The 25,497-nt window shown below is 75.1% G+C and carries 26 protein-coding genes; 13 read left to right on the forward strand and 13 right to left on the reverse strand.

Going from position 1 to position 25,497, the window contains the following annotated elements; translation table 11 throughout:
• Positions 1-66 precede the first annotated feature (66 nt).
• The 5 genes from ACW14Y_RS31700 to ACW14Y_RS31720 form a co-directional block, all read right to left on the reverse strand.
• On the reverse strand, positions 67-675 hold the full coding sequence (locus ACW14Y_RS31700) for a TetR family transcriptional regulator (protein WP_456984319.1): 609 nt from the start codon (positions 673-675) through the stop codon (positions 67-69).
• Between the two features lie 167 nt (positions 676-842).
• Complete coding sequence (locus ACW14Y_RS31705; protein WP_456984320.1) at positions 843-1,865, reverse strand: aldo/keto reductase; 1,023 nt, start codon at positions 1,863-1,865, stop codon at positions 843-845.
• A gap of 87 nt (positions 1,866-1,952) precedes the next feature.
• A complete protein-coding gene (locus tag ACW14Y_RS31710) occupies positions 1,953-2,480 on the reverse strand; it encodes a (4Fe-4S)-binding protein (RefSeq protein WP_456984321.1) in 528 nt (175 codons plus the stop codon).
• Positions 2,480-2,782, reverse strand: a complete 303-nt coding sequence (locus tag ACW14Y_RS31715; RefSeq protein WP_380384611.1) for a GNAT family N-acetyltransferase — start codon at positions 2,780-2,782, stop codon at positions 2,480-2,482. The genes ACW14Y_RS31710 and ACW14Y_RS31715 overlap by 1 nt, the downstream gene beginning before the upstream one ends.
• Positions 2,783-2,927: 145 nt before the next feature.
• The gene (locus ACW14Y_RS31720) at positions 2,928-3,920 is read right to left on the reverse strand and encodes a class I SAM-dependent methyltransferase (protein WP_456984323.1); all 993 of its coding nucleotides are present in this window, start codon (positions 3,918-3,920) and stop codon (positions 2,928-2,930) included.
• A 163-nt stretch (positions 3,921-4,083) separates the two neighbouring features.
• On the opposite strand from ACW14Y_RS31720, the gene ACW14Y_RS31725 reads away from it, so the two are divergent.
• The 3 genes from ACW14Y_RS31725 (at position 4,084) to ACW14Y_RS31735 (ending at position 8,574) form a co-directional block, all read left to right on the forward strand.
• On the forward strand, positions 4,084-5,610 hold the full coding sequence (locus tag ACW14Y_RS31725) for a sensor histidine kinase (RefSeq protein ID WP_456984325.1): 1,527 nt from the start codon (positions 4,084-4,086) through the stop codon (positions 5,608-5,610).
• Positions 5,607-6,284, forward strand: coding sequence for a response regulator (locus ACW14Y_RS31730; RefSeq protein WP_456984327.1), 678 nt, complete (start codon positions 5,607-5,609; stop codon positions 6,282-6,284). Before ACW14Y_RS31725 ends, ACW14Y_RS31730 begins: the two co-directional genes overlap by 4 nt.
• Before the next feature lie 694 nt (positions 6,285-6,978).
• Positions 6,979-8,574, forward strand: coding sequence for a M20 family metallopeptidase (locus ACW14Y_RS31735; protein ID WP_380440016.1), 1,596 nt, complete (start codon positions 6,979-6,981; stop codon positions 8,572-8,574).
• 115 nt (positions 8,575-8,689) lie between these two features.
• On the opposite strand, the gene ACW14Y_RS31740 is transcribed toward ACW14Y_RS31735, so the two are convergent.
• Positions 8,690-9,337, reverse strand: coding sequence for an ArsR/SmtB family transcription factor (locus ACW14Y_RS31740; RefSeq protein ID WP_456984330.1), 648 nt, complete (start codon positions 9,335-9,337; stop codon positions 8,690-8,692).
• A gap of 492 nt (positions 9,338-9,829) precedes the next feature.
• Here ACW14Y_RS31740 and def point away from each other — a divergent pair, with 492 nt between their 5' ends.
• The 6 genes from def (at position 9,830) to paaE (ending at position 14,874) form a co-directional block, all read left to right on the forward strand.
• On the forward strand, positions 9,830-10,549 hold the full coding sequence (def, locus tag ACW14Y_RS31745) for a peptide deformylase (protein WP_380384626.1): 720 nt from the start codon (positions 9,830-9,832) through the stop codon (positions 10,547-10,549).
• A gap of 260 nt (positions 10,550-10,809) precedes the next feature.
• The gene (gene paaA / locus ACW14Y_RS31750; RefSeq protein WP_456984332.1) at positions 10,810-11,946 is read left to right on the forward strand and encodes a 1,2-phenylacetyl-CoA epoxidase subunit PaaA; all 1,137 of its coding nucleotides are present in this window, start codon (positions 10,810-10,812) and stop codon (positions 11,944-11,946) included.
• Positions 11,943-12,236 carry a 1,2-phenylacetyl-CoA epoxidase subunit PaaB gene (gene paaB / locus ACW14Y_RS31755; RefSeq protein ID WP_030391930.1) on the forward strand — a complete coding sequence of 98 codons (294 nt, stop codon included), beginning with the start codon at positions 11,943-11,945 and terminating at the stop codon, positions 12,234-12,236. The genes paaA and paaB overlap by 4 nt, the downstream gene beginning before the upstream one ends.
• A 17-nt stretch (positions 12,237-12,253) precedes the next feature.
• On the forward strand, positions 12,254-13,135 hold the full coding sequence (paaC, locus tag ACW14Y_RS31760; protein ID WP_456984335.1) for a 1,2-phenylacetyl-CoA epoxidase subunit PaaC: 882 nt from the start codon (positions 12,254-12,256) through the stop codon (positions 13,133-13,135).
• On the forward strand, positions 13,132-13,680 hold the full coding sequence (paaD, locus tag ACW14Y_RS31765) for a 1,2-phenylacetyl-CoA epoxidase subunit PaaD (protein ID WP_456984337.1): 549 nt from the start codon (positions 13,132-13,134) through the stop codon (positions 13,678-13,680). The genes paaC and paaD overlap by 4 nt, the downstream gene beginning before the upstream one ends.
• Entirely contained in the window at positions 13,681-14,874 is a 1,194-nt protein-coding gene (gene paaE, locus ACW14Y_RS31770) for a 1,2-phenylacetyl-CoA epoxidase subunit PaaE (protein WP_456984339.1), read from the forward strand.
• A gap of 36 nt (positions 14,875-14,910) precedes the next feature.
• Here paaE and ACW14Y_RS31775 read toward each other — a convergent pair whose 3' ends face one another.
• Positions 14,911-16,098, reverse strand: a complete 1,188-nt coding sequence (locus ACW14Y_RS31775) for an NAD(P)-binding domain-containing protein (RefSeq protein ID WP_456984341.1) — start codon at positions 16,096-16,098, stop codon at positions 14,911-14,913.
• Between the two features lie 179 nt (positions 16,099-16,277).
• The gene (locus ACW14Y_RS31780; protein ID WP_030391935.1) at positions 16,278-16,652 is read right to left on the reverse strand and encodes a YbjQ family protein; all 375 of its coding nucleotides are present in this window, start codon (positions 16,650-16,652) and stop codon (positions 16,278-16,280) included.
• A 147-nt stretch (positions 16,653-16,799) separates the two neighbouring features.
• On the opposite strand from ACW14Y_RS31780, the gene ACW14Y_RS31785 reads away from it, so the two are divergent.
• Positions 16,800-17,732, forward strand: coding sequence for a hypothetical protein (locus ACW14Y_RS31785; protein ID WP_380300329.1), 933 nt, complete (start codon positions 16,800-16,802; stop codon positions 17,730-17,732).
• A gap of 158 nt (positions 17,733-17,890) precedes the next feature.
• A complete protein-coding gene (locus tag ACW14Y_RS31790) occupies positions 17,891-18,568 on the forward strand; it encodes an aminoacyl-tRNA hydrolase (protein ID WP_380384679.1) in 678 nt (225 codons plus the stop codon).
• 36 nt (positions 18,569-18,604) lie between these two features.
• On the opposite strand, the gene ACW14Y_RS31795 is transcribed toward ACW14Y_RS31790, so the two are convergent.
• Both ACW14Y_RS31795 and ACW14Y_RS31800 read right to left on the reverse strand, forming a co-directional pair.
• Positions 18,605-19,402 (reverse strand): hypothetical protein, encoded by a 798-nt coding sequence (locus ACW14Y_RS31795; protein WP_380440030.1) that lies wholly within the window; start codon positions 19,400-19,402, stop codon positions 18,605-18,607.
• Positions 19,399-20,307, reverse strand: a complete 909-nt coding sequence (locus ACW14Y_RS31800) for an ABC transporter ATP-binding protein (RefSeq protein WP_456984343.1) — start codon at positions 20,305-20,307, stop codon at positions 19,399-19,401. The genes ACW14Y_RS31795 and ACW14Y_RS31800 overlap by 4 nt, the downstream gene beginning before the upstream one ends.
• Before the next feature lie 139 nt (positions 20,308-20,446).
• Here ACW14Y_RS31800 and ACW14Y_RS31805 point away from each other — a divergent pair, with 139 nt between their 5' ends.
• Together ACW14Y_RS31805 and ACW14Y_RS31810 are read left to right on the forward strand one after the other, a co-directional pair.
• Complete coding sequence (locus ACW14Y_RS31805) at positions 20,447-21,754, forward strand: sensor histidine kinase (protein WP_456984344.1); 1,308 nt, start codon at positions 20,447-20,449, stop codon at positions 21,752-21,754.
• On the forward strand, positions 21,751-22,416 hold the full coding sequence (locus ACW14Y_RS31810) for a response regulator (RefSeq protein ID WP_380300333.1): 666 nt from the start codon (positions 21,751-21,753) through the stop codon (positions 22,414-22,416). Before ACW14Y_RS31805 ends, ACW14Y_RS31810 begins: the two co-directional genes overlap by 4 nt.
• Before the next feature lie 101 nt (positions 22,417-22,517).
• Here the strand turns inward: ACW14Y_RS31810 and ACW14Y_RS31815 are convergent, their stop codons facing one another.
• From ACW14Y_RS31815 to modA, 3 genes are all read right to left on the reverse strand, one after another.
• On the reverse strand, positions 22,518-23,594 hold the full coding sequence (locus ACW14Y_RS31815) for an ABC transporter ATP-binding protein (RefSeq protein WP_380300334.1): 1,077 nt from the start codon (positions 23,592-23,594) through the stop codon (positions 22,518-22,520).
• Between the two features lie 103 nt (positions 23,595-23,697).
• Positions 23,698-24,552: an ABC transporter permease gene (locus tag ACW14Y_RS31820; RefSeq protein WP_456988307.1), complete on the reverse strand. Its 855-nt coding sequence runs from the start codon at positions 24,550-24,552 to the stop codon at positions 23,698-23,700.
• 56 nt (positions 24,553-24,608) lie between these two features.
• Positions 24,609-25,475: a molybdate ABC transporter substrate-binding protein gene (modA, locus tag ACW14Y_RS31825; protein ID WP_456984346.1), complete on the reverse strand. Its 867-nt coding sequence runs from the start codon at positions 25,473-25,475 to the stop codon at positions 24,609-24,611.
• Positions 25,476-25,497 lie beyond the last annotated feature (22 nt).

Consider the following 25,497-nt stretch of genomic DNA (forward strand, 5'->3'; position numbering starts at 1 on the left):
GTCCGGACCGGCCGCACGGAGGACCGTGCGGCCGGTTCTCCGCGTTCTGTGCCGGGCGGGGAGCGGTCAGGCCCTGCTGGCCAGGCCGCCGAGGATGAGCCGCCAGAGGGCCTCGAACCGCTCCTCGGCGGCCGGGTCGGACCAGCTCGCCGCGTGGGCGGGGTTGTGGAAGTGGGCGGTCGCCTCGAACACGGCGCGGGCGGTCGAGCCGATGTGAGTGGCCGGGTCGGTGGAGGCGGGCTGGAACTCCTCGCTCGCCACGCCGTCCCGGACGATGTCGGCGATCTGGGCGATCAGCGTCCCGATGTGGGCGTCGACCGTGTCGCTGTTCTCGCCGACCAGCGTCATGTAGGTCGCGAACAGCTGGGGATCGTCCAAGGCCTTCCGGCGCTTGGCCGCGAAGAGCGTGGCCAGCCAGCGGTGCAGGCGCTCGGCGGCCGGCCCGGTCTCCTCGGTGATGAGGCGCAGCTCGTCGTGGGCCTGGGCGAGCCAGCGTTCGGTGACGGCCTCGCGCAGCGCCGCCTTGCTCGGGAAGAAGCGGTAGACGCTGCCGTGGCTGACACCGAGCGTGCGGGCGACGTCGACGACGGTGGCCTTCGCCGGTCCGAACCGCCTGAGGACGTCCTCCGTCGCGCTCAGGATCTGCTCGGCGGTGAGTGCGTTGTCCGGGCTCACGGGGAGGTACGTCCTTACGGGTGCGGCGTCCGCCCGCCGGTGTGCGGCGGACGGACGGCCGACCGGTCGGCGGTCGCTCGGGGGCGGGGCCGCCGGTCGGCCTGCGGTTGGTACGGGTGCTGACGGCCCCGCCCGGAGCGGGTTGCCGACACGGCCGGGACCGCGACTCAGTGCTCGCTGTCGAGATGGGCCATCTGAGCGGCAGCGTACCTGTCGCCGGCCGCGGACCCGGCGGGGACCGCCGCCTCGATGGCCGCGAGGTCGGCCTCGGTGAGGGTCACGTCGAGCGCTCCGAGGGCCTCGCTGAGGCGGTCGCGGCGGCGGGCGCCGACCAGCGGCACGATGTCCTCGCCGCGCGAGGCGACCCAGGCGATCGCGATCTGCGCGACGGTGGCGTTCCGTTCGGCGGCGACCGCGCGCAGGGCGTCGACCAGCCGGAGGTTGTGGGTGAGGTTGTCGCCCTGGAAGCGGGGGCTGTGGCCGCGGAAGTCGATGCCGGACAGCTCCCGGTCGTTCTGCCAGTGGCCGCTGAGCAGGCCGCGCGAGAGTACGCCGTAGGCGGTCACGCCGATGCCGAGCTCGCGTGCGACGGGCAGGATCCCGGCCTCGACGGAGCGGGAGATGAGCGAGTACTCGATCTGGAGGTCGCTGATCGGGTGGACGGCGGCGGCGCGGCGCAGGGTGTCGGCACCGACCTCGGAGAGGCCGATGTGGCGGACGTGGCCGGCCTCGACCAGCTCGGCGATCGCGCCGACGGTCTCCTCGACCGGCACGGCCGGGTCCAGCCGGGCGGGGCGGTAGATGTCGATGTGGTCGGTGCGCAGGCGGCGCAGGGTGTAGGCGAGGGCGGTCTTGACCGCCGCCGGGCGGGCGTCGTAGCCGAGCCACTGGCCGTCCGGGCTGCGCTGGGCGCCGAACTTCACGCTGATCCGGACGTCCTCGCGGTCGCGGCCGCGCAGCGCCTCGTGGATCAGCAGCTCGTTGTGGCCCATGCCGTAGAAGTCGCCGGTGTCGAGCAGGGTGATGCCGGCGTCGAGGGCGGCGTGGATGGTCGCGATGCTCTCGGCCTCGTCGGCGGGGCCGTAGAGGTCCGACATGCCCATGCAGCCGAGGCCGAGGGGGGAGACCGTCGGGCCGGTGGCGCCGAGCTTGCGCGGGGGGAGGTGGCGGGGGTTCTGGGTGGTGGACATGGGTCAACGATGACACAGCGACTGACAGATTTCAAAATCTGTCATCTGAAATCTGTCAGCTGTCATTCGTCGATCATCGGAAGGGGCTCACCCCTTGTGCTCGCCGCACTCCCCGCTCCGGTCGCAGTACGGCGGCTCCGCGCTCCGGCCGCAGCCGCACAGCATCGCCCTCGGCGTCTCCCGGACCTCTCCCGACGCGTCCGTCACCCGCAGCTCGCCCCGGACCAGCAGCCGCCCGTCGGCCGTCCGCCGCACCGTGGTCGGCCGGTCCGGGACCTCCGCCCCGCCGTCCGCCGGCCGGTAGGTCAGTGCCCCCGTCGGACAGCGGCGGACCACCTCCGCGATCACCCCCGGCTCGGCGGCGTCCGGCATGATCCACGGCCGCCGCGCCGTGTCGAACACCGCCGGCAGCCCGTGCACGCACTCGGCGGCGTGCCGGCACACCCGGGCGTCGAAGGACACCGTGATCCCGTCCCCCCGGTACGCCCGGGCACCGCTGGTGCGCCCGTCCGCGGCCTTTCCGCCGCTGCCCCCGCTGCCGCCCGTTCCACCGCTGCTGCCCGCGCTCCCGCTGCCGCCCGCGTCCTCGGCGCCCGCGCGGCCGACGGCGGCCATCAGTCGCTCACCCGGCTGCGGTTCTCGTACGCCAGGTCGAGGTACTCGGGATGCCGGAGCATCCACCCCTTGATGAACGGGCACGTCGCCAGGACCGCCAGCCCCCGTGCCCGCGCGTCGTCCAGGGCCGCCCGTGCCAGCGCCCCGCCGACGCCCTGCCCCTCGAAGGCGGGCTCGACCACCGTGTGCGGGTACACCACCAGCCCGTCGCTGCGCAGGTACTCGGCGAACCCGGCCAGGGTGCCGTCCGACCGGGCCTCGAACCGGCCGGCACCCTCGGCGTCACGGATCGTGACTGTCATGGCAGGCTCCTCGCTGCTCGATGCGTTGCTCAATGCGTTGCTCGATGCGCGGCGCGACGTACTCCTCGACTGTTCGACGCGCCGCCCAGCGCACTGCTCGATCCACTGGCTCGGCCCGTCGACCGGGCCGGGGCCGCCCGGTCCATCATCGAGCGGACGCCGCGACCCCGCCCGCCGGGCCGTCGACACCTGCGGCGGCCGGGCCTGGTCCACCCGCACCTGATTCACCCGGACCTGGTCCACCCGCCGCCGCGCCCGCCGCCGACCGGTTCCCGCCCGGGGCACGCAGCAGGTGGGCCCGCGCCGGCGGGACGTTCCGCCACACCACCCGGCTCCCCAGCCCGTACTCCTCCTCGAACCGGCGCAGCAACCGCACCACCGCCCGGTGCCGCGCACTCTGCCGGGGGCCGGACGACAGCATCCGCGCCGCCGACGTCCCCAGATAGCCGAAGTACGTCAGCTCGCCCCCCGGCACCAGCAGCTCCAGGTAGAGGGCGAGGATGCGCCGGACCTCCGCCGGCTCGAAGTTGGTGAACGGCAGCCCCGACACGATCACGTCGTACCGTTCGACGCCCGCTCCCGAGCGACCGTCGTCGTGGCCGCCGTCCCCGGCGGGAGGAGGGCCGCACCCCGGCAGGTCCTGCACCCGGCACGTCGACAGCCGCAGGCCGAGACCGGCCCCGCGCCGCGCCAACTCCTCGTCCGTCCGAAGCCGTTCGGCGAACCGGGGATTGGGCTCCACCACGTGCAACCGGTCTCCCGCCCGCAGTACCCGGACCAGCCGCCGCGTCACCACGCCCGTCCCCGCCCCCACCTCCAGCACCGAGAGCGGCCGGTCCGGACGGCTCGCCGCCGGGACCGTCAGCGCGTGCACCAGGCCCGCACCGCTCGGCGCCACCGCGCCCGTCAGCCGGAACGTGCGCAGCGCCTCGGACAGGAAGAGCCACCCGTCACCGCCCCCCGGCTCCCGCCGCCCGGACCGAGCGGTCGCGGTGTTCGCGCTCGCGGCGGTGTCGGCAGGGGAAGCGGAGGGGACGGTGGTGGAGACGGAGGGGGAGACGGAGGGGGAGACGGAGGGGGAGACGGAGGGGGAGACGGAGGGGGAGGCGGGCCCGTGGCCGAGATGATGTGTCGTCATGACAGCGACGCTAGAGAGGGCCGGACCTGCCCGGAACGGCCGAAGGACGCTCCGCACCCCCGACGAAAGTCGAGGGTGCCGCTGGCCGATCGGCAGGGGTGGCGCACGGCCGGGTCGCCGTAGCATCGGGCCCGGACGACGGACGGAAGGAGGCGCGACGCGCATGAACGACCCGCAACGCCTGCTCGGTTGGTACGCCCGCGGCCGGCACCGCCCGACCGAGACGCTGCTCCTGCTGACCGTCCTCGTGCTCGCCGGCGAGGAGAGCCTCGCCCAGTGGCACCTCCACGACCTCCCCTGGCGTCCGCTGCGCGTCGCCGGGGCCGTCCTCGCCCCGCTCTCCCTGCTGCTGGCGCGCCGCCACCCGGTCGCCGCCGCCGTGCTCCCCGTCCTGTTCAGCGGGCTGCTGAACCGCGCCTTCCCCGGCCTGTTCAGCCTCTACCACCTGACCTCGACGGGCCGCTCCGGCCCGGCGCTCGCGGCCGCGGTCGTGCTCGCCGGGCTCGGCGCGGTCCGTGCCGACTCCCTCGCCGACTGGGCCGGCACCACCGGTTCCCAACTCCTGGTCGAGGCGGCCGTCCTCTCCCTCGGACTGTGGCTGCACAGCCGCCGCGTACTGATCCGGACCCTGAACGCCAAGGTCGAGGCACTCGGCCGGGAGCGCGAACTCCGGGCCGAACAGGCCCGCTCCGCCGAACGCGCCCGGATCGCCCGCGAGATGCACGACGTCCTCGCCCACCGGCTCAGCCTCCTCGTCCTGCACGCCGGTGTGCTGCGCGACCGGGCCCGGGCCGGCACGGTGGCGGACGACCCGGAGCGCCTCGCCCATCGCCTCGAACTGCTCAGGGCCACGGCCGCCCGCTCGCTCGACGACCTGCGCGACGTTCTCGGCGTGCTCCGGGCCGATCCGTCCGGGCCCCTGGGGGCGACCCTGTCGGCCGGGTCCGCCGAACCGGCCGGGGACACCGCGGGAGCCGGCAGTGCACGAGCCGCCACCGGGCGGGGGAGCGCGAGTGCGAGCGCGGGTAAGGGACCGGCTGCCGAGCCGGGCCCGGCGCCCCCCGAAGCGGGCACGGTCGTGCTCCCAGAGCCCGCCACTCCCCGTCCGCCCGTCGACTCCGGCCCGCCGGCCGGCTTCCGTCCGCCCGTCGCCGCGCCCGCCCTGCGCGACCTCGCCGAACTCGCCGCCGAGGCCACCGGCTCGGGCCAACGTGTGGAACTGGACCTCGCCGGTGACCCGGAGGCCGTCCCGACCACCCACCGACTGGCCGTGCACCGGGTCGTCCAGGAGGCGTTGACCAACGCGCGCAAGTACGCGCACACCGCCCCGGTCACCGTCCGCGTCCGGTACGGCGCGCCCGCGACGACCGTCGAGGTGTGCAACGGCGCGGGTGGCCCGGCGCCGTCCGGTGCCTGCACCGGGGGCGGTTACGGGCTGGTCGGGCTCGGCGAGCGGGTCGGCGCGCTCGGCGGCCACTTCGACGCGGGCCCCGACGGCCGGGGCGGGTTCCGTCTCGCGGTCCGCCTTCCCGCACCGGACCGGCTCCCGGTCCGGCCACCGCTCAACCCGCCTGTCCCACCGCCCGCCTCGGCGCTTGCCCCACCGCCTGTCCCACCGCCCGGCCGGTACCCCGCCCCGGCGGCCGCCGGCCCGCGGACCGGCCCGAACCCACCGATCGAGGCGACGTGATCCGCACCATGGTGGTCGACGACGACGCGCTGGTCCGCCTCGGACTCGTCGACCTGCTCGCCCAGGACCCGGAGCTGACCGTGGTCGCCGAGGCCGCCGACGGACTGGAGGCCGTCGAACTCGCCGCCCGCCACCGCGTCGACGTCGCCCTGATGGACATCCGGATGCCCAGGCTCGACGGCATCGCCGCGACCCGGCGGCTCCGCGCCCTGCCGGACGGTCCGCGGGTCATCGCGCTCACCACCTTCGACCTCGACGAGTACGTCTACCAGGCCCTGGCGGCCGGGGCCGACGGCTTCCTGCTCAAGGACACCCCGCCCGCCGAGATCGCCCGCGCCGTCCACGTGGTCGCCGGCGGGCAGGGCATGCTCCACCCGGCCGCCGCCCGCCGCCTCATCGACCGTTACCACCGCACCGGGGAGCCGCGGGCGGTCGCGGCCCGGGGCCGCCTGGAGGGGCTCACGCCGCGCGAGGGCGAGGTGCTGCGCGAACTCGCCGTCGGCCGCTCCAACGCCGAGATCGCGGCCGTCCTCGGGATGCGCGAGAGCACGGTCAAGGCCCATGTCAGCCGGATCCTCACCGGACTGGGGGTCGGCAACCGCGTCCAGGCGGCGCTGCTCGCCCGGGACGCCGGCGTGGTGGGCGACGGCGGCATGGTGGGTGACGGCGGCTGACCCGACCGCCGTTCCCTCGTACGACGGTCCGTCCGCACTTCTCCACCATCGCCTGGGAACACGGTGGTTTGCCCCGAATCAACCGCCCCCGGATCAGCGCCGCGCGGTAGTCGAAGCCGATCCGCCGTCACCCATCTGGCTTGGAAAAGGCGCGCCTTGGCGTCCTGTGCTGCCGAACCCCGGCCCCGGGTCCATGGTGGAGGTGGGCGCGATCCGGCGACCGCGCCCGCGCGCCGAGCCGGGTTCGCATGTCGTGCGCCGACCGCCGTTCAGCGGCCGGGCGACGGGGCGGATCCCGACCCCGGCACGCTGGGAGCAGGGCCACCTCGCAGGAAACCGAACGGTTCTTCTAGGCTCACATCTCGGCTTCCCTGTGGTGGCGCGTCGTTCTGCGCCCGCCGCAAGGGAAGCCGCCGTCCACGGAGGCTCCGGGACGATCGGGGCCACCGGATCGAGCGAGGAGGACGCACATGCCACACACGCCGCCCAGCCGTTCCAGCGCACTTGGAACGGACGGAACCTCTTGGTGTCCCGCCGTCACAGCCGGGCCTGTCGGCCCGGTGACCTGGTCGGAGCGGACGGGCCGTCCCGGCCGATCCGCGCGGCCGCTGTATACCGGCGGCGGCCGCGGAGGCAAGCGTTGAGTCCTCAAGCCGTCCGCCCCGCCACTCCCGCGGCAGGCCCCGTGGCCGCCGTGACCCCCGTCCCCGTCACCGCCCCGGTGGCCGTCGCCGCCGGCACGATCACCGCCCCGGCCGCACCGACCCCGACGGCCACCACCGGATCCACTGCCGCGACCACCACCACCGCGAGCGCCGCCGCCGCAACCACCACCGCGAGCGCCGACAGCACCACCACGATCACCACGACGACGGTCGGCGCCACCACTGCCGCCGTCGCCACGACAGCAGCCACCACTGCCTTCACCCCCGTCGAGCCGACCAGGACCGCCGGTGCCGCAAGCGGCGCGGCCGCCTCCGGCACGACCGTGAGAACCGGCACCGCCCGAACCGCCCTCGCCCCGGCCGCCCCCACACCCGCCGCCGCGCCACCCACCGCAGCGGCCCCCCACGCTCCGGCCGTCCCCGACAGCGAGGGCCAATCCGGCCCCACCGCCGCTCTCCCCGGTCTGCCCCAGGCCCTCAGCACCCGCGCCCGCACCCTCGCCGGAGCCGTCCGGCGACGCTGCGCGGACCTGGCCCGGATCGAGTCACCCAGCGGTGACGCACCCCGACTCGACGCCCTCGCGGAGGAGTTGGCCGCCGGATTCCGGGCCACCGGCGCCACCGTCCAGCGCGAACCCGGCCCGGCCGGCGACCACCTCGTGCTCCAGTGGGAGGGCCGCGACGAAAGCCTGCCGCACCTCCTCGTGGTCGGCCACCACGACACCGTCTGGCCGGCCGGCATCCTCACCGACTGGCCGGTCACCGAGCAGGACGGCACCCTGAGCGGACCCGGCGTGGTCGACATGAAGGGCGGACTCGCCATCCTGGAGGGAGCCTTCGCCCTTCTCGCCGACCTCGGCCAACGCCCCCACCGCACCGTCCGCCTGGTCGTGGTCTCCGACGAGGAGGTCGGCAGCCCGGACGGCAGGCGCCTCGTCGAACGCCAACTGCGGGACGCCGCTGCCGTCCTGGGCCTCGAACCGCCGCACCCGGACGGCCGGCTCAAGACCGCCCGCCGCGGCTCCACCCGGGTGCGGCTCACCGTCACCGGGCGCGAGGCGCACGCCGGCAACGACGCCGCCGACGGCGTATCGGCAGTGGACGAACTGGTCGACCAGCTCGTCGCCGTCCGCGGCCTGACCAGCCTCCCCGGCACCGAGCTCAACGCCGGCCGGATCAGCGGCGGCAGCCGGGCCAACGTCGTGGCGGGCCGGGCCGAGGCGGAACTCGGCCTGCGCTTCTCCACCACCGAGGCGCAGCGCCGGACCCTCGACAACCTCGCTCGCCTGACCGCGCTGCGGCCGGGCGCGCGGGTGCGGACCGAGGTACTGTCCAGCCGCCCGGCCTGGCCCGAGCGCTCGGCGAACCCGCTGCTGCGCCACGTTCGTTCGCTGGCGGCGGTGCTCGGGCAGCAGTTGGACGGCGCTCCGGCGGGCGGGGCGGGCGACACCAACCTGCCGGGCTCGCGCGGACTCCCCACGCTCGACGGCTTCGGAGCCGTCGGTGGGGGTGCGCACGCCCGGCACGAGCACATCCGGATCGACCAGCTGGCTCCGAGGATCGCCCTGCTGGCGGCGCTCCTCGCCGTCCCGCTCCCGCGGCTGCGCGACCGCTCGGAGGGGTGACGGCTGATGGTTGACGGCTGACTGCCGGTGGTCGACGGGTGACTGTCGACCACCGGTGGACAGTCGGCGGCAGCTGACGGCTGGCAGATGGTGAGATCTGTCAGCCGTCGGCTGTTCAGTGCTGCTCGGTGTCCGCTCCGGCTTCCTCCGCGGTTTCTTCCCTGGCTTCTCCTCCGGTGTCCGCTCCGGTGTCCGCGAGCAGCGGGAAGAGCCGGGTGACCGCCGCGACGGGGTGCGTCCCGGGGCGCGGTTCGCGCTGCCGGTAGGGCGCGAGCAGGGCGCGGACGGCGGCGCCGAGGTCGGCGAGTTCGTCGCTGGTGAGGTGCAGGATGTCGCTGGAGGTCTGGTCCCGCTGCCACTCGGCGGGCGCGGCGGACCGGTTGGCGAGCCAGTGGCGGTAGCTGCCGTCCTCCAGCTCGGTCGCCAGCTCGGGGGTCAGGTCGCCGCCGGTCCGGCCGGCCGCCGGGGTGCCCGGCTCGGGCGGCATCAGCGACCCCTCCCAGCGCAGCCGCCACGGGCGGGAACGGCCGTCCCCGGTCGGCGCCTCCTCGACCAGCCCGTACCGGGCCAGCTGCCGGAGGTGGAAGGAGCACGTTCCGGAACTCTGGCGGAGCATCTGCGCGGCCTGGTTCGAGGTGATGCTGCCCCACTCGGCGATCAGGTCGAGCAGCGCGGCGCGGACCGCGTGCTGCGGCAGCGGCCGGGAGGGCGCCCCGCTCTGGAGGGCGGCCGGTTCGGCGGGAGTGTTGCTGTGGGTGGTCACTTTGCAAAGCGTCCACTTTGCAAAGTTCTTTGGCAAGTCCGGATCGGGTCGATCCGTGGTCGGGCCAGTGTTTGCAGGGCGTGTGGAGCTGTTGGCGGCGTGCGACGGGGCTCCGTCGAACGCCTTCCCACACTTTGCAAAGTGCGCACTTTGCAAAGTGTGGGAGAGTGGCGAGCCGTGGAGCCGACGCCGGATCGCCGGTGCCGGGTCCTCCGCGCCACGGTGCCGCATCCGGCACCGTGGCGCGGAGAACGCAGCGGTCCGGCTGCCCGGCGGCCCGGGAGTCCGCCAACACGCCAGGACGGCAGTACGCCAATACGCCAATACGCCAAGGCGGCCATGCGGCCATACGGTCATGCGGGAGCTCGGCCAAGGCGGGAGCCCGGGAGCGCGACCCGCAGGGCCAGCGCGGACGCACGGGCCGGCACGAACGCGGCACCACGGCAGCACGGCAGCACGGAAGCCGCAGGCATCACGGAGGGGGAGAAGGTCATGGCGCGACACGAGTCGGCGAACCGGGCGGAGACGACCCGGAAGCAGACCGGGCAGGTCAGGCAGGTCGGGCAGGTGAGGCTCCAGGGCGAGGTGCAGGCGGCCTACCCCGAGGTGCCGCCGGAGGCGCTGAGGGGCGAGGTGCGGCGGGTCACCGTTGTCGGGGAGGAGGTCCTGCACCGCCGGTGCCGGGACGTGGCGGAGGACGAGTTCGGCACGCCCGCGCTGGCGCGGCTGATCGACGACATGTTCGCCACCATGCGGGTCGCCGAAGGGGCCGGACTGGCCGCCAACCAGATCGGCGTCGACCTCCAGCTCTTCGTCTGGGACTGCTTCGACGAGGACGGCGTCCGTCACGTGGGCCACATCCTCAACCCGGTGCTCGACGAGCTTCCCGCCGGGGAACGGCGCCTGGTCGAGGCGGAGGAGGGCTGTCTCTCCGTCCCCGGCCCGTACGCGGACCTGGCCCGTCCGGACCGGGCGGTGGTCCGGGGTCGGGACCAGGCAGGCCGGCCGCTGGTCGTCGAGGGGCGCGGCTACTTCGCGCGCTGCCTCCAGCACGAGGCCGACCACCTGGGCGGCGGTCTCTACATCGACCGCCTCGCCGCCCGGGAACGGCGCGCGGCGCTGCGCCGCATGGAGGAGCGCAAGGCGGAGGTGTTCGCAGGGCGGGCCGTCCGCGCCGAGGAGCTGGCCGCCCTGCGCCGGACGTCGGCCTGACCCAGGACCGGCCTGCCACCTCCGGCCTGCCGTCTCACCCCTGCCGTCTCCTCCATGCCGTCGGCGAGCGGCCGGCGGCGACTCGTTCCACTCGGCCGGGTCCGAGCCCCAGGGGGCCCGGGCCCGGCCTTCGCCCGTCCCCGGCCCCGCCCTGCCGGGTCACGAAACAGCCGCCCACCCCCGGGTCGCCGCCCCGTCGTGGGGTCGCTGCCCCGACATCGGCAGTGCTCCCTTGTCAGTCGCCCGTCCCACCGCGCACAATGGTACCGACCGAACGGTCAGTCGGTTGGTGGCCCGCCGACGGGTGGGGACACAGGCAGCGAAAGGGGACCGTGGTGACAGCAGAGGTGGCCGAGCGGCCCGGGGCATCGCCCGAGGACGCGTTCGAGGCCGTCATCGCCGCGGAGCAGCGCATCGAGCCCCGGGACTGGATGCCCGACGCCTACCGGGCGACCCTCGTGCGCCAGATCGCCCAGCACGCGCACTCCGAGATCATCGGCATGCAGCCCGAGGGCAACTGGCTCACCCGCGCCCCCTCCCTGCGGCGCAAGGCGATCCTGCTCGCGAAGGCCCAGGACGAGGCCGGCCACGGCCTCTACCTCTACGCCGCCGCCGAGACCCTCGGCGTGGACCGCGCCGAACTCACCGAGAAGCTGATCTCCGGCCGCCAGAAGTACTCCTCGATCTTCAACTACCCGACCCTCACCTTCGCCGACGTCGGTGTGATCGGCTGGCTGGTCGACGGCGCCGCGATCTGCAACCAGGTCCCGCTCTGCCGCTGCAGCTACGGCCCGTACGCGCGCGCCATGGTCCGGATCTGCAAGGAGGAGTCCTTCCACCAGCGCCAGGGCTACGAGCTGCTGATGACGCTGATGCGCGGCACCGAGGCCCAGCGGCGGATGGTCCAGGACGCGGTGGACCGCTGGTGGTGGCCGTCGCTGATGATGTTCGGCCCCTCGGACGCCGCCTCGCCGAACACCGCCCGTTCGATGGCCTGGCGGATCAAGCGGCACACCAACGACGAGCTCCGGCAGCGCTTCGTCGACATGACCGTGCCACAGGCCGAGCACCTCGGCGTCACCCTCCCCGACCCCGGGATGAGCTGGAACGAGGAGCGCGGCAGCTGGGACTTCGGCGAGCCGGACTGGTCCGAGCTGAACCGGGTCATCCAGGGCCAGGGCCCGTGCAACGCCCAGCGGGTGGAACGGCGGCGGGCCGCCCACGAGGACGGTGCGTGGGTCCGCGAGGCGGCCACCGCCTACGCGGAGAAGCGCCGCGCCGAGGCCCGCACGAGTACCGGGGCCAGTGCGAGTACCGAGGCCCGCACGAGTACCGCGACCAGCGCGAATACGGCGACGGACGCCGGCACGGAGACGGAACAGGAGAACGGAAAGTGACCGAGTCCAAGGCCGGCTGGCCGCTCTACGAGGTGTTCGTGCGCCCCAGGCGGGGCCTGAACCACGTGCACGTCGGCTCCCTGCACGCGGCCGACGACCGGATGGCGCTGCTCGCCGCCCGCGACCTCTACACCCGCCGCAACGAGGGCGTCAGCCTCTGGGTGGTCCGCTCCGACGCCATCACCGCGTCCACCCCGGACGAGCGCGACCCCTTCTTCGCGCCCAGCGGCGACAAGGTCTACCGCCACCCGACCTTCTACGACATCCCCGAGGATGTCCCGCACATCTGACCGGGAGCAGCCGAACCATGACCGACGACCACGTGTACCTGAGTCTCGCCGAGGCGTCCCCCGAGCCCGAGGGCGAGGGCCGCTGGGCGTACGGGACGGGCTTCGCCGACCCGCTGCTCGGGGTGGACACCGCCGTCCCGCCCGGGCTGGAGGGGACCGACCTCGCCGCCTACTGCCTGATGCTGGGCGACGACGCGCTCGTCCTCGCCCAGCGCCTCATCGAGTGGTGCACCCGCGCGCCCGAACTGGAGGAGGAGGTCGCGCTCGCCAACCTCGGCCTCGACCTCCTCGGCCAGGCCCGCCAGCTGCTCACCCGGGCCGGGCAGGCCGACGGTTCCGGGCGGACCGAGGACGACCTGGCGTACTGGCGCGAGGAGCAGGAGTTCCGCAACGTCCGCCTGGTCGAGGCGCCGAACGGGGACTTCGCGTACTCGATCGCCCGCCTGCTGCTGTTCTCCACCGTCCGCGGCGCCCTGTACGAGGCGCTGGCCGGGCACGCCGACCCGGTGCTGGCGGCGGTCGCGGCGCGCGGGGTGAAGGAGCTGGCCTACCACCGCGAGTACGCCACCGCGTGGACGCTGCGGCTCGGCGACGGCACGCCGTACTCGGCCGCGCGGATGCAGGCCGGTCTGGACGCGGTCTGGCCGCTGCTGGAGGAGCTCCTCACCGCGCACCCGGTCGAGCTGCGGGTCGGCGTGGACCCGGCGACGCTGCGCGAACCGGTGCTGCGCTCCCTGGCGGCGGTACTGGCGGAGGCCGGGCTGACCGTGCCGGACGTCCCGGGGCTGGCGACCGTCGGCGGCCGGGCGGGCCGGGACGGGGTGCACAGCGAGGCCCTGGGCCTGCTGCTCGCCGAGATGCAGGTGCTGGCCCGCGCGCACCCGGGCGCGACGTGGTGACGGCCGTGACCGCGGAGCGCGCGTCGAGCGGGGCGGCCTGGGCGGTGGCGGCCGCCGTGCCGGACCCGGAACTGCCGATGCTGACCCTGGCCGACCTGGGAGTGCTGGCCGACGTCGAGGTGTCGGGCGGCCCGGCGGAGCCGGTGGTGACCGCCTGGCTCACCCCGACCTACTCGGGCTGCCCCGCCGTCGCCGAGATGGCCGCCGATGTGGACCGGCGGCTGCGCGCGGCCGGGTTCGCGGACGTCCGGGTCCGGCTGCGGCTCGACCCGCCGTGGTCGACCGACCTGATCACCCCCGAGGGCCGGCGCAAGCTCGCCGAGGCCGGCATCGCCCCGCCACGGCCCGGGGGCGGCGCGGCGGCCGGCGGCGCCACCCTGCTGAGCCTCGGCCCGACCCGGATCGCGGCCGCCGCGCCCGTCGCCTGCCCGCTCTGCGGCGGTACCGACACCGAGGAGCTGTCCCGCTTCGGCTCCACCGCGTGCAAGGCGCTGTGGCGCTGCCGCGAGTGCCGCGAGCCTTTCGAACGCGTCAAGGAGATCTGAATGGCCGCCGTCCCACCAGCCGCCGTCCCACCAGCAGCCGTCCCGTCGGCAGTCCCGGCAGTCCCGGCAGGTCCGGCAACCCCGCCGTCCGCCGGGCCCTCGCCCGTCCGCCCGGCCCGCCGGCCGGCGTTCCACACCCTGCGGATCGCCGCGGTGGAGCGCCTCTGCGACGACGCCGTCGCCGTGACCTTCGCGGTGCCGGACGGGCTCGCCGAGGCGTTCGCCTTCCGGCCGGGGCAGACGCTGACGCTGCGCCGGGTGGTGGACGGGGTCGACGAGCGCCGCTCGTACTCGATCTGCGCCCCCGCCGGCGGCCCGCTGCGCATCGCCGTGCGCGAGGTTCCGGGCGGCCTGTTCTCCCGCTGGCTGGTGCGGGACGCCGGGCCGGGGGAGGAGGTGGAGGTGCTGACGCCGTCCGGCCTGTTCACCCCCGACCTCGGCGAACCCGCCGACCACGTCCTGCTGGCCGCCGGCTCCGGCATCACGCCGATGCTGTCCATCGCCGCCTCCGTGCTGGCCGCCGACCGCGCCTCCACCGTGACCCTGCTCTACGGCAACCGCCGCAGCGACACCGTGATGTTCGCGGACGAGCTGGCCGACCTGAAGGACCGCTACCTGGGCCGCTTCCAGCTGGTCCACGTGCTCTCCCGGGAGACCCGGGACGCCGAACTGCTCAGCGGCCGGCTCGACCCGGAGCGGGTCGAGGCCCTGCTGCGGGCGCTGGTGGACGTGCCGACCGTCGGCCACTGGTGGCTCTGCGGACCGTTCGGGATGGTCACCGGGGCGAAGGAACTGCTCGGCGGGCTGGGCGTGCCGACGGAGCGGGTGCACCAGGAGCTGTTCCACGCCGAGGACGAGCCGATCGGCGAACGCGCCGACGACACCCCGGGCGCGGCGGACGGTGCCGAGGGCGTCGAACGCAGCGAGGTCACCGTCGTCCTGGACGGCCGGGGCAGCACGCTCAGCCTGCCGCGCGACCGCTCGGTGCTGGACGGCGCGCAGCGCTCCCGGCCGGACCTGCCGTTCGCCTGCAAGGGCGGGGTGTGCGGGACCTGCCGCGCCCTGGTCACCGAGGGGGAGGTGTCGATGCGGCGCAACTTCGCCCTGGAGGAGAAGGAGTTGGCGGCCGGCTACGTCCTCACCTGCCAGGCCCGCCCGGTGACGGACCGGGTGACGGTCGACTACGACCGCTGACGGGGGGACCTGCCCCGACCGGGCGCCAGCCGCGCGCTACCCGGCCGCCACCGCGACGGCGGCCGGGGAGGCGACCGGGGCGCCGAGCAGCTCCACGATCCCGTTGACCGCCGCCCGGCCCGCGCGGTTGGCGCCGACGGTGCTGGCGGACGGCCCGTAGCCGACCAGGTGGACCCGGGGGTCGGCGGTGGCCCGGGTGCCGGTCAGGGCGATGCCGCCGCCCGGGGAACGCAGGCCGAGCGGGGCGAGGTGGCCGACCTCGGGACGGAAGCCGGTCGCCCAGACGATCGCGTCGACGGCGAGCTCCTCGTCCCCCCAGGCGACCCCGTGCTCGGTGAGGCGGTCGAACATCGGCCGCCGCCGCAGCGCGCCCAGCTCCTCGGCGCGACGGTAGGCCACCGACGGTCCGAGCCCGGTCACGCTCACCACGCTGCGCACCGGCAGCCCCTGGCGGACCCGCTCCTCGACCTTGGCGACCACGGCCCGCCCGTACTCGGGGGTGAACGGCCCGGCGTGGAACACCGGCGGGGTGCGGGTGACCCAGACGGTCTCGCCGACCGCCGCGACCTCCGACAGCACCTGGATCGCGGAGGCGCCCCCGCCCACCACCAGGACCCGCTTGCCGGCGAACTCCTCCGGCCCCCGGTACGCGGCGTAGTGCAGCTGCCGCCCGGCGAACCGGCCCGGGTAGTGGGGCAGGAAGGGGCGGCTCCAGGTGCCGGTGGCGTTGATCAGGGCCCGGGCCGACCAGGTGCCGGAGTCGGTTTCGACCAGCAGCCGGGCGTCGGGCCGCGCAGACTCCGAGCGCACCGACAGGACCTTGACCGGGCGCACCACCGGGAGCGCGTGCTGCGCCTCGTACGCCGCGAAGTACCCCGGGACGACGTCGCGCGCCGCCGCGTTCGGGTCGACTTCGGGCAGTTCCACGTCGGGCAGGTCGTGGAACCCGTGCACGGTGGCCATCCGCAGCGAGGGGGACCGGTGGGCCCAGGCACCACCGGGGGCGTCGTCGGCGTCGAGGACCACGAACCCGCCGTCGGTGGTGCCGGGCCCGCCCGCCCTGCCGACTCCGCCCGCCCCGTCGCCCCCGAGGGCTTCGCGGTACGGGGCGAAGCCGCGGCGGCGCAGGTGGTAGGCGGCGGACAGGCCCGCCTGGCCCGCGCCGACCACCACGACGTCGACCCGGCGGACCGGCTCGGAGTTGGTTGCACCGTAAACAGTCACGCCGGTGAAACATCCGGTGCGGGCCGGGTGTTCCCGGCCGCCGCCGGGCCGGGAACACGGCCGTGCGCGGGCCCGTACGCGCAGACCTCCGTGCCGACGTCCGCCGCCCTCGTGACATCGAACCGGAGCATCGGTACCGCGTTCCCGTCCGCAGCCGAGGTCGGACCGACCGTCCAGGCTCAGGCCGTGGCCGGGGAGATCACCACCGCCGTGCCGTACGCGCAGACCTCCGTGCCCGCGTCGGCCGCCTCCGTGACATCGAAACGGAACATCAGCACCGCGTTCCCGCCGCGCGCCTTGGTCTGCTCGACCAGCCGCTCCATCGCCTCGTTCCGGCTCTCCACCAGGGTCTTGGTCAGGCCGCGCAGCTCGCCGCCGACCAGCGACTTCAGCGAGGCGCCGATCTGGCTGCCGATGTGCCGGCTGCGCACGGTCAGGCCGAAGACCTCGCCGATCACATGGTCCACCCGGTAACCGGGAATGTCGTTGGTGGTCACTACCAGTACCTGGGCGTCCGGGCGCTGCCCGCCGCCGTACTCGTCGATGTTTGCCATGGCGCCCATCCTGCGGGCGGTCCGACGCCGCCGAACAGAGGCGCGCGGGGGTGCGGCCGGGAGAAGGCGGAGCAGTGACGGCGAGAACGCGTAGGGTAGCCGGAACAGACCGGTGATCGGACGGCCGAAAGGCCGTACCGTAGCCCCATGGGCGAGCGAAGCGATCATCCACAGGGGCCGGGCGCGGCGGAGGACTCGGGCGCGCAGGAGATCGAGGCGACGGTGGTCCTGGGACTGCGGATCACGAACTGGCCGGCGCTGCGCGCCGCGGCCATCGCGGCCGTGGAGGAACTGGACTTCGACGGCGTCGATCCGGCCGGGCAGCGCCGTGAACTGCTGCGAGAGGTGGCCGAGGACGCCAACGCGGCACTCGGCGCACTGCTGCACCCGGACCGGCTGGTGGCGGCGATCCCCGGGGTCGAGGCGGTCGGCGGCACGCTGGAGATCAGCGTCACCGAGGACTTCGCGCCGGACTTCGCCGAGCTGTTCCCACTGGAGGGCGACGAGGAGGACGGCGGCAACGCGGCGGGCGACTGGACGCTCACCCCGCGCACCGCGTGCCTGCTCCACGCCCAGCTGCTCGGGCTGGCCGACGCCGCCTACGACGACCTCGACGAGCACGAGGACGAGCCGGTCGCCGACGGCGAGGAGGCCGACTGGACGGTCTTCGGGAGGCTGCCGCAGCGCACTTGGCGGCTGCACCGCAACTGGCGCCGGTCGATGGCCCGCACCTTCGACGACCTCGCCGACGACCTCGCGCTCGGCGAATGGCCGCTGCCGCGCTGCCTGGCGGAGGAGATCGCGCTGCGGATGGCCCTGGTCGACGCCCGGACACTGCTCGGCGCGCAGCCCGAGTCGGTCGCCGACATGATGGGCGACCTGCCCGCGGACCTGTACGACTACGACTGGGACGGCTGCCACGACGAGCTGTTCGGCGTCTACGGGCCGGACGACGGCGATCCGGAGCTGACCGCGGAACAGCGCGCCGAACTGCTGCTCACCGCCACCCACCCGGAGGGCTGGTTCCTGAACTACGACGACGCGGAGGAGCGGGACGCGCAGCGCGGCTACCGCCGTTGACCGCCAGCCGCTGACCGCCAGCCGCTGACCCGGCGCCGGGTGACGGGCATCGGGTCAGCGGGCGTCGGGTCCCGGGAGCCCCGAGGTGATCGCCCCGGGGCGGGGGCTGGCATGCTGGTCGGGTGACCTCACCGTTCGACGCCCCCGTTCCAGACCCGATGCCCGAGGACCGCGACGCCCGGCAGCAGTACGTGCTGCCGCTGGTCGTCCGGATGGAGCGCGCGACGCCGCCCGGCCGGACCGACGCGCTGGAGACCTCGGCGCGGGCGGTGCTGACCCTGCTGAACGACCCGCGGGTGGTCGAGCCGGAGGGCGAGTGGGCGGAGCGGGTGCTGGCCTGGGAGGACGCGCGGATCCGCAAGGTGGTCCGGCGGGCGCGCGGCGGCGAGTGGCGCCGGGCCGGGGAGCTGCCCGGCATCACGGTGACGGGACTGGAGGCGGAGGTGCGGGTGTTCCCGCCGGTTCCGCTGGACGGCTGGCCGAAGGAGCTGGCCAAGCTCCAGGTGTCGGGCACCGACCTGGAGGAGACCGGTCCGGTCGGCGCCGCGACGCCGGGTGTGCCGGTGCTGTGGCTGAACCCGGAGCTGGAGATGAGCGCCGGCAAGACGATGGCGCAGACCGGCCACGCCGCCCAGCTCGCCTGGTGGCGGCTGGACGACGCCCGTCGCAAGGAGTGGGCGGAGAGCGGCTTCGCCCTCGCCGTCCGCACGGCGACGCCGGAGGCCTGGACCGAACTGGTGGCGAGCGGCCTCCCGCTGGTCCAGGACGCGGGCTTCACGGAGATCGCCCCGGGCAGCAGCACCGTGGTGGCGGACCACCCGGCGCTGCGCGGCTGAGAAGGGCACCCGCCGCCCCGGCTCGCCGGCACGGGGTCAGAACCCCTGGCGGCGCAGGCTGCGCATGCCGCCCCAGGTCGCGGCGGCGGCCCACACGGCCATGATCAGCAGGCCGGTCCAGTGTCCGTACGCCACCTGCGGGTCGTCGGCGTAGCGCAGCGCGTACTGGCCGGCCCGGTCGGGCAGGAACTGCACGGCGTGGCGCACGACCGGGACGCCGGACAGCAGCGGGGAGAGCAGGAAGACGACCGGCAGCAGCAGGCCCATGGCCGCGGTGAGATTGCGCAGGACGGCGGTCAGCCCGAGACAGAACACCACCAGCAGGACCGGGTAGAGCACACCCGCCGTGGCACTGCGCACCAGGGCGGGTCCGTCCCAGGCCTCCGGGACGAACACGGCGTAGCCGGTGAACGCCCCGGCCGTCCCGAGCAGTCCGACAGCGAGGGCGACGGCCGCGCCGAGGGCGAGCTTGGCGCCGTAGAGGCGGCCGCGGTGCGGGACGGCCGTCAGCGAGAGGCCGATCATGCGGGTGTTGAACTCCTGGCCGAACAGCAGGACGGCGAAGCAGACCAGCGCCGCCTGGCCGAAGTTGAGGCCGTAGTGGATGCCGACGCCCGGGTCGGAGGTGATGCTCCTGTCCTTGTCGCCGAGAGTGGCGGCGACCGTGGTGGTGAACCCGACCGTGAGCAGCAGGCCGATCAGCGGGGTGATCCAGAGCGAGCGCAGGGTGGTGAACTTGATCCGTTCGGCGCGCAGGGCGGCAGCGAGCGTCGAGCCGGTCACGGTCGTGGTCGTCGGCGCGGTGGTTGTCGTGGCGGTCGTCGCGGTGGTCATGCGGCCACCGCCCGGTACTCGACGCTGTCGGCGGTCATCCGCATGAAGGCTTCCTCCAAGGAGTCCTGTTGGACGGCGATCTCGAACAGCACCACGCCGTCGGCGGCGGCCAGGGCGGCGACGGACTCGGCCGTCGTGCCGCTGACCTCCCAGGCGCCGTCCGCCGAGGGTCGGGCGTCCAGGCCCGAACGCAGCATCAGCGCGGCCAGCCGGACCGGGTCGACGGCCCGTACCCGGACCCTGGTCCGGCCGTGGCGGTCGATGAAGTCGGAGGCGGCCGAATCCGCCAGCAGCCGGCCCCGGCCGATCACCACCAGGTGGTCGGCGGTCAGGGCCATCTCCGTCATCAGGTGCGAGGAGACCAGCACCGCCCGGCCCTCGGCGGCCAGTCCGCGCAGCAGGGTGCGGATCCAGCGGATGCCCTCCGGGTCGAGGCCGTTGACCGGCTCGTCGAGCATCAGCACCGGTGGATCGCCGATCAGGGCCGAGGCCACCCCGAGGCGCTGGCGCATGCCGAGCGAGAAGCCGCGGATCCGCCGTCCGGCCGCCCCGGTCAGGCCGACCCGGTCGAGCACCTCGTCGACCCGGCGGTCCGGCAGGCCGTTGCTCGCGGCCAGCCAGCGCAGGTGGCCGCGGGCCGTGCGGCCGCCGTGCAGGGCCTGCGGGTCGAGCAGCGCCCCCACCCGCCGCAGCGGGCGGTCGAGTTCCGCGTAGGGCCGGCCGTCGACCAGGGCCCGGCCGGCGGTGGGGCGTTCGAGGCCGAGGATCAGCCGCATGGTGGTGCTCTTCCCGGCGCCGTTGGGCCCGAGGAAGCCCGTCACCACCCCCGGGGCCACCTCGAAGTCGAGCCCGTCCACGACACGTGCCCCGCCGTACTCCTTGGTGAGGCCCTCCACCTTGATCACGACCGTCCTCCGTTCCTCCGTGCTGTCGGTGACTCCATGGGACCGCAGCCCGGGGGCCCGGCGGATCCCGCCCGGGAGGGGATCTGCCTCCCTCCCGAGAGGGAGTTTGCTCAGGGCCCTGACCTGGCAGGATGGCGCGATGCCCCGAATACTCGCGCCCCTGTTCAGCGCCACCACCTACGCGCGCTGGCTGCATCTGGTGATCGGACTGGTCTTCGTCGGCGTCGTCCTGATGGTCTATCCGGGCATCGAGGGGTGGAGCCGGGGCGAACTGCTGGCGCGGGCGGTGCCGGTGGACGCCGCGCTGCTGGGGCTGGCCGCACTGGTGCCCGCGATGCGGCGGGCGGAGGGCGTGCAGGCGCGGCTGCTGCTGGTGCCCGACCGGGAGCAGGACATCGCGGTCGAGCCCTCCCGCGGCTGGGCCGACCGCCACCGGACGGCGGCCTGGTTGGTCGGCCGGGTGGTCCTCGGCTGGCTCGTCGGCGGGGCCTCGGTCCTCGTGCCCGCCGCCGTCCTCGACCTGGTGGCGCGGCCGGAGCAGGCGGTGTTCGGTCTGCGGCCGGGCGGGGAGGGCGGGGAGGACGGAGCCGGGGGACCGAGCGGGACGGTCGGGTCCGGCTGGGTGCTGCTGCTGGCGCCGGTGCTGCTGTTCGCGCTCGGCTGGCTGGTCGTCTGGGCCGGGCGGCTCCAGCTCGCCATGGCGGTACGCCTGTTGGGGCCGTCCCCGGCGGAGCGCCTGGCCGCCGCCGAGCTCCGCGCCGAACGCCTGCTGGAACGCAACCTGCTGGCACGCGAGTTGCACGACTCGATCGGACACGCGCTGACGGTGACGGTGCTCCAGGCCGGGGCGGCGCGCGAGCTCGGCGACCCGGCGTTCGCCGCCAAGGCGCTGGAGGTCATCGAGGAGACCGGCCGGCGGGCGATGGACGACCTGGAGCGCACGCTCGCCCTGCTGCGCGACCCGGGCGACCCGGGCGACCCGGGCGGATCGGGCAGCCCCGGTCCGGACTCCGGGCACGGCCACGGCGGCGAGGACGCGCGGGAACGCCCCGGGATCGACCGGCTCCCCGCCCTGTTCGAGACCGCCAGGGCGGCCGGCAGCCCCGTCGAGGCCCTGGTCGACGTCCCCTCCGGCGCCCTCCCCGGGGTGCTCTCCCGCGAGGGCTACCGGATCGTGCAGGAGGGCGTCACCAACGCCCTCAAGTACGCGCCGGGGGAGCCGATCAGCGTCCGGGTCGCCGTCCGGGACGGCAGCCTGGAACTGCGCTGCGCCAACGCCCTCCGCCCGCAGTCCGCTCGCTCCCACGGCAGCTCACCGCGTCGGGGCGGCAAGGGGCTTCGGGGCATCCGCGAACGGGCCGTCCTGCTGGGCGGCGAGGCCGCAGCGGGCGCCGCAGCAGGCGAGTGGGTGCTGACCGTTCGGGTACCCCTACGCTTGGCCGCGTGACGATCGACATTCTGCTGGCCGACGACGAGGAACTCGTCCGGGCCGGCCTGCGGGTGGTGCTGGAGGCGCAGGGCGACCTGCGGGTGGTGGGCGAGGCGGAGGACGGTGCGGAGGCGATCGCGCTGGCCCGCCGACTGCGCCCGCACGTGGTGCTGATGGACGTTCGGATGCCCGGTCTGGACGGCCTCGCCGCCACCCGCGAACTGGTCCGCGACGCCGCCGCGCCCGGCGGGTACGCGCCGAAGATCCTGGTCGTCACCACGTTCGAGATCGACGACTACGTCTACCAGGCCCTGCGGGCGGGCGCGGACGGCTTCCTGCTCAAGCGCACCCGGCCGAGCGAGATCGCCCAGGCCGTACGGCTGGTGGCGGCCGGCGAGTCACTGCTCTTCCCCGCCCAGATCCGCCGGCTCGCCGCCGCCCAGGGCAACGCGGCGGCCCGCGGCACGATGGCCCGGGCCGCCCTGACCGAACGTGAGGCCGAGGTGCTGCGGCTGGTGGCGCGCGGGCTGACCAACGGCGAGATCGCCGAACAGCTCTACCTCGGGGTGCAGACGGTGAAGACCCACGTCAGCAGCCTGCTGGCGAAGCTCGGCGCGCGGGACCGGACCCAGGCGGTCATCCTCGCCTACGAGTCGGGTTTCGTGACGCCCACCGAGTGACCGCCGGATCCGTCGGCGGCCGGGGAGTGGCAGGGGAGTGGCCGGTCGTCGGTCGTCGGTCGTCGGGCGTAGGTGGCGGGTGGCCGTTGGCCGGTGGCCGTTCAGGCCGGGTAGGCGTGTGTCTGGGCGGCCTTGACCGCGGCCCAGACCGTCGAGCCCCGGGCCAGGCCCAGTTCGGCGGCCGCCGCCGGGGTGAGGTCGGCGGCCATCGGGACGGCGCCCGTCAGGTCGGCCCGCACCTGGTCGCCGTGGAGGTCGAGCCCGTTGACCGTCAGTTCCCAGACATTGCGCGCGCTCCCCTCCGGCCGCGAGCCGTGGAGGACGACGGCGGACGGCGGGAACGCGACGAAGACCGGCCCGGACAGGTCCTCGTCGGTGGTCAGCACGGCGCCGTCCGGCAGTGTCACCAGGTGCCCGGCCGAGGTGCCCCGGTAGAGGTTCAGTCCGACCAGCCGGGCGATGTAGTCGGTGCGCGGCCGGCGCGCGATCTCCGCCGGCAGGCCGGACTGCACCTCGCGTCCGCCCTCGATCACCACCAGCCGGTCGGCCAGCACCATCGCGTCCAGCGGATCGTGCGTCACCAGCACCGCGACCGCCTCGAACTCGGCCAGGTGGCGCCGCAGCTGCGCCCGCACGTCGAGCCGGGTGCGGGCGTCCAGGGCGGCCAGCGGCTCGTCCAGCAGCAACAGCCGGGGCCGGACGGCGAGCGCCCGGGCGAGCGCCACCCGTTGGGCCTGCCCGCCGGAGAGCCGGGCCGGGCGGGCGGCGGCGTGCTCGGCCAGGCCCATCCGCTCCAGCCAGCCGGCGGCCTCGGCGCGTGCCTCGCGCTTGGAACGGCCCCGGCAGCGCGGGCCGAAGGCGACGTTGTCGAGGGCGCTCAGATGCGGGAACAGCAGGTAGTCCTGGAAGACCACGCCGACCGGGCGTTCCTCGGCCGGGGTGTGCAGGCGCTGGGCCGGGTCCTCCAGGACGTCGCCGTCCAGCCGCAGGTGACCGGCGCCGAGCGGCAGCAGTCCGGCCAGCGCGCGCAGGGCGGTGGACTTCCCGGCGCCGTTCGGGCCGAGCAGCGCGACCACCTCGCCGGGGGCGGCGGTGAGGGCCAGGTCCAGGGTGAAGGCGGCGCGGTCGACCCGCAGCCGGGCGTCCAGACCGGCGGCGGCGCCGGGGTGGGAGGTCATCGGCGCGGCACTCCGGGGAAGGGGACGGCGAGGAAGGGCACGACGGGCAAGCGCACGACGGGCAAGCGCACGACGGGCAAGGGGACGAGGGCAGCGGCGGGCCTCACGGCGCGGACATCCAGCGCTCGCGCAGGCCCGCCAGCACCGCGATCGACACCACCAGCAGCACCAGCGACAACGCGATCGCCGCCTCCGGGTCCGACTCCATCGCGAGGTAGACGGCCAGCGGCATGGTCTGCGTGCGGCCGGGGAAGTTGCCGGCGAAGGTGATCGTCGCGCCGAACTCGCCGAGCGCCCGCGCCCACGCCAGCACGGCACCGGCCCCGATGCCCGGGGCGATCAGCGGCAGGGTGACCCGCCGGAACGCCGTCAGCCGGGAGGCGCCCAGCGTCGCGGCGGCCTCCTCGTAGCGCGGGTCGGCGGCGCGCAGCGCGCCCTCGACGCTGATCACCAGGAACGGCATCGCGACGAACGCCTCCGCGATCACCACCCCGGTGGTGGTGAACGGCAGGGTGATGCCGAAGGCGGAGTCCAGCCAGGAACCGACGATGCCGCGCCGGCCGAGCACCAGCAGCAGCGCGACGCCGCCGACCACCGGCGGCAGCACCAGCGGCAGGGTCACCAGGGCCCGGACCAGCCGCCGTCCCGGCAGCTCGGTCCGGGCCAGCAGCCAGGCCAGCGGCACACCGAGGACCAGCGAGACCGCGGTGGCGGCCGTCGCGCAGACCAGCGAGAGGCGCAGCGCCTCCCACACCTGCGGGCTGGTCAGCTGCTCCGGGAGCGCGCTCCAGGGCGCCCGGACCAGCAGCCCGACCAGGGGGAGGACGAGGAACGCCAGGCCGAGCAGCGCGGGCAGCAGCAGGGCGACCGGCACCCGGCCCGCCCCCCGTCGGCCGCGGCGGCGCGGCCGGCCGGACCCCGGGCCGGACCCCGGGCCGGAGCCCGGACCCGGGAGCAGGGCCGGGCCCGAGGAGTCCCCGGACCCGGTGCCGCCCGCGCGGCCGGTGCGACGGATCACGGCGCCTGGAAGCCCGCCGCGGTCAGCACCTGCTGCGCCTCGGACGACTGGATGTAGGCGACGAAGGCGGCCGCGCCGTCCTTGTTCGGCGCCTTGGCCAGGGCGGCGATCGGGTAGTCGTTCACGGCCTTGGCGGCCTCCGGGAATTCCACGCCGTCGATCTTCGCAGCATCGGCCTGCACATCGGTGCGGTACACGAGCGAGGCGTCGACCTCACCCAGCTCGACCTTGGTCAGCGCGCCCTTGACGTCCTGCTCCAGGGTGACCGGGGTGAGGTTGACGCCGGCGGCCTTGAGCGCGGTCAGCGCGGCGGCGCCGCAGGGCACCTCCTTCGCGCAGAGCGCGACCTTCACGCCCGGCGCGGCCAGGTCGGCGAGGCCGGCGAAGTGCTTGGGGTTGCCCTTGGGGACGGCGATGGCAAGGGTGTTGCGCACGAAGGTCTTCGGCTCGCCGGTGGCGCCGCCCGCGTCGGTGACAGTCTTCATGGTGGCCGGGCTGGCGGCGGCGAACACGTCCGCCGGGGCAACGGAGTTGATGCTCGTGGCGAGGGCCGAGCTGCCGCCGAAGTTGAAGGTGACCTTGGCGCCGGGGTTGGCGGCCTCGAACTTCTTGCCGAGCTCGGTGAAGGTCTCCTTCAGCGAGGCGGCGGCGAACACGGTGATCGCCCCGGTGGCCTTCGGGACGCCGGCCGTGCTCGTGCCGGCGCCGGTCGCCGCGCCCGTGCCGGGGGCGGCGGGGGAGCTGCTGCTGCTCTTGGCGTCGGTGCCGCCGTCGCTGCCGCAGGCGGTGGCGCCGAGGGCGAGGACGAGGGCCGCCGCCGCGGTGGCGGTGAACCTGGTGGCGGTGAGTCTGCGGACGGTCATCCTTGGCTTCCCCTCCTGGGCG

This window comes from Kitasatospora sp. cg17-2, from assembly GCF_054031055.1.

What these genes read in the sequence shown, in the direction of transcription:
- ACW14Y_RS31725 (WP_456984325.1), top strand. Translation starts at nt 4,084, where the DNA reads ATGAACGACCCGCAACGCCTGCTCGGTTGGTACGCCCGCGGCCGGCAC.
- ACW14Y_RS31815 (WP_380300334.1), bottom strand. Translation starts at nt 23,594, where the DNA reads ATGACCTCCCACCCCGGCGCCGCCGCCGGTCTGGACGCCCGGCTGCGG.
- ACW14Y_RS31795 (WP_380440030.1), bottom strand. Translation starts at nt 19,402, where the DNA reads ATGACCACCGCGACGACCGCCACGACAACCACCGCGCCGACGACCACG.
- def (WP_380384626.1), top strand. Translation starts at nt 9,830, where the DNA reads ATGGCGCGACACGAGTCGGCGAACCGGGCGGAGACGACCCGGAAGCAG.
- ACW14Y_RS31790 (WP_380384679.1), top strand. Translation starts at nt 17,891, where the DNA reads ATGCCCGAGGACCGCGACGCCCGGCAGCAGTACGTGCTGCCGCTGGTC.
- paaE (WP_456984339.1), top strand. Translation starts at nt 13,681, where the DNA reads ATGGCCGCCGTCCCACCAGCCGCCGTCCCACCAGCAGCCGTCCCGTCG.
- paaC (WP_456984335.1), top strand. Translation starts at nt 12,254, where the DNA reads ATGACCGACGACCACGTGTACCTGAGTCTCGCCGAGGCGTCCCCCGAG.
- ACW14Y_RS31705 (WP_456984320.1), bottom strand. Translation starts at nt 1,865, where the DNA reads ATGTCCACCACCCAGAACCCCCGCCACCTCCCCCCGCGCAAGCTCGGC.
- ACW14Y_RS31715 (WP_380384611.1), bottom strand. Translation starts at nt 2,782, where the DNA reads ATGACAGTCACGATCCGTGACGCCGAGGGTGCCGGCCGGTTCGAGGCC.
- ACW14Y_RS31785 (WP_380300329.1), top strand. Translation starts at nt 16,800, where the DNA reads ATGGGCGAGCGAAGCGATCATCCACAGGGGCCGGGCGCGGCGGAGGAC.
- ACW14Y_RS31805 (WP_456984344.1), top strand. Translation starts at nt 20,447, where the DNA reads ATGCCCCGAATACTCGCGCCCCTGTTCAGCGCCACCACCTACGCGCGC.
- paaA (WP_456984332.1), top strand. Translation starts at nt 10,810, where the DNA reads ATGGTACCGACCGAACGGTCAGTCGGTTGGTGGCCCGCCGACGGGTGG.
- ACW14Y_RS31780 (WP_030391935.1), bottom strand. Translation starts at nt 16,652, where the DNA reads ATGGCAAACATCGACGAGTACGGCGGCGGGCAGCGCCCGGACGCCCAG.
- ACW14Y_RS31710 (WP_456984321.1), bottom strand. Translation starts at nt 2,480, where the DNA reads ATGGCCGCCGTCGGCCGCGCGGGCGCCGAGGACGCGGGCGGCAGCGGG.
- ACW14Y_RS31720 (WP_456984323.1), bottom strand. Translation starts at nt 3,920, where the DNA reads ATGACGACACATCATCTCGGCCACGGGCCCGCCTCCCCCTCCGTCTCC.
- modA (WP_456984346.1), bottom strand. Translation starts at nt 25,475, where the DNA reads ATGACCGTCCGCAGACTCACCGCCACCAGGTTCACCGCCACCGCGGCG.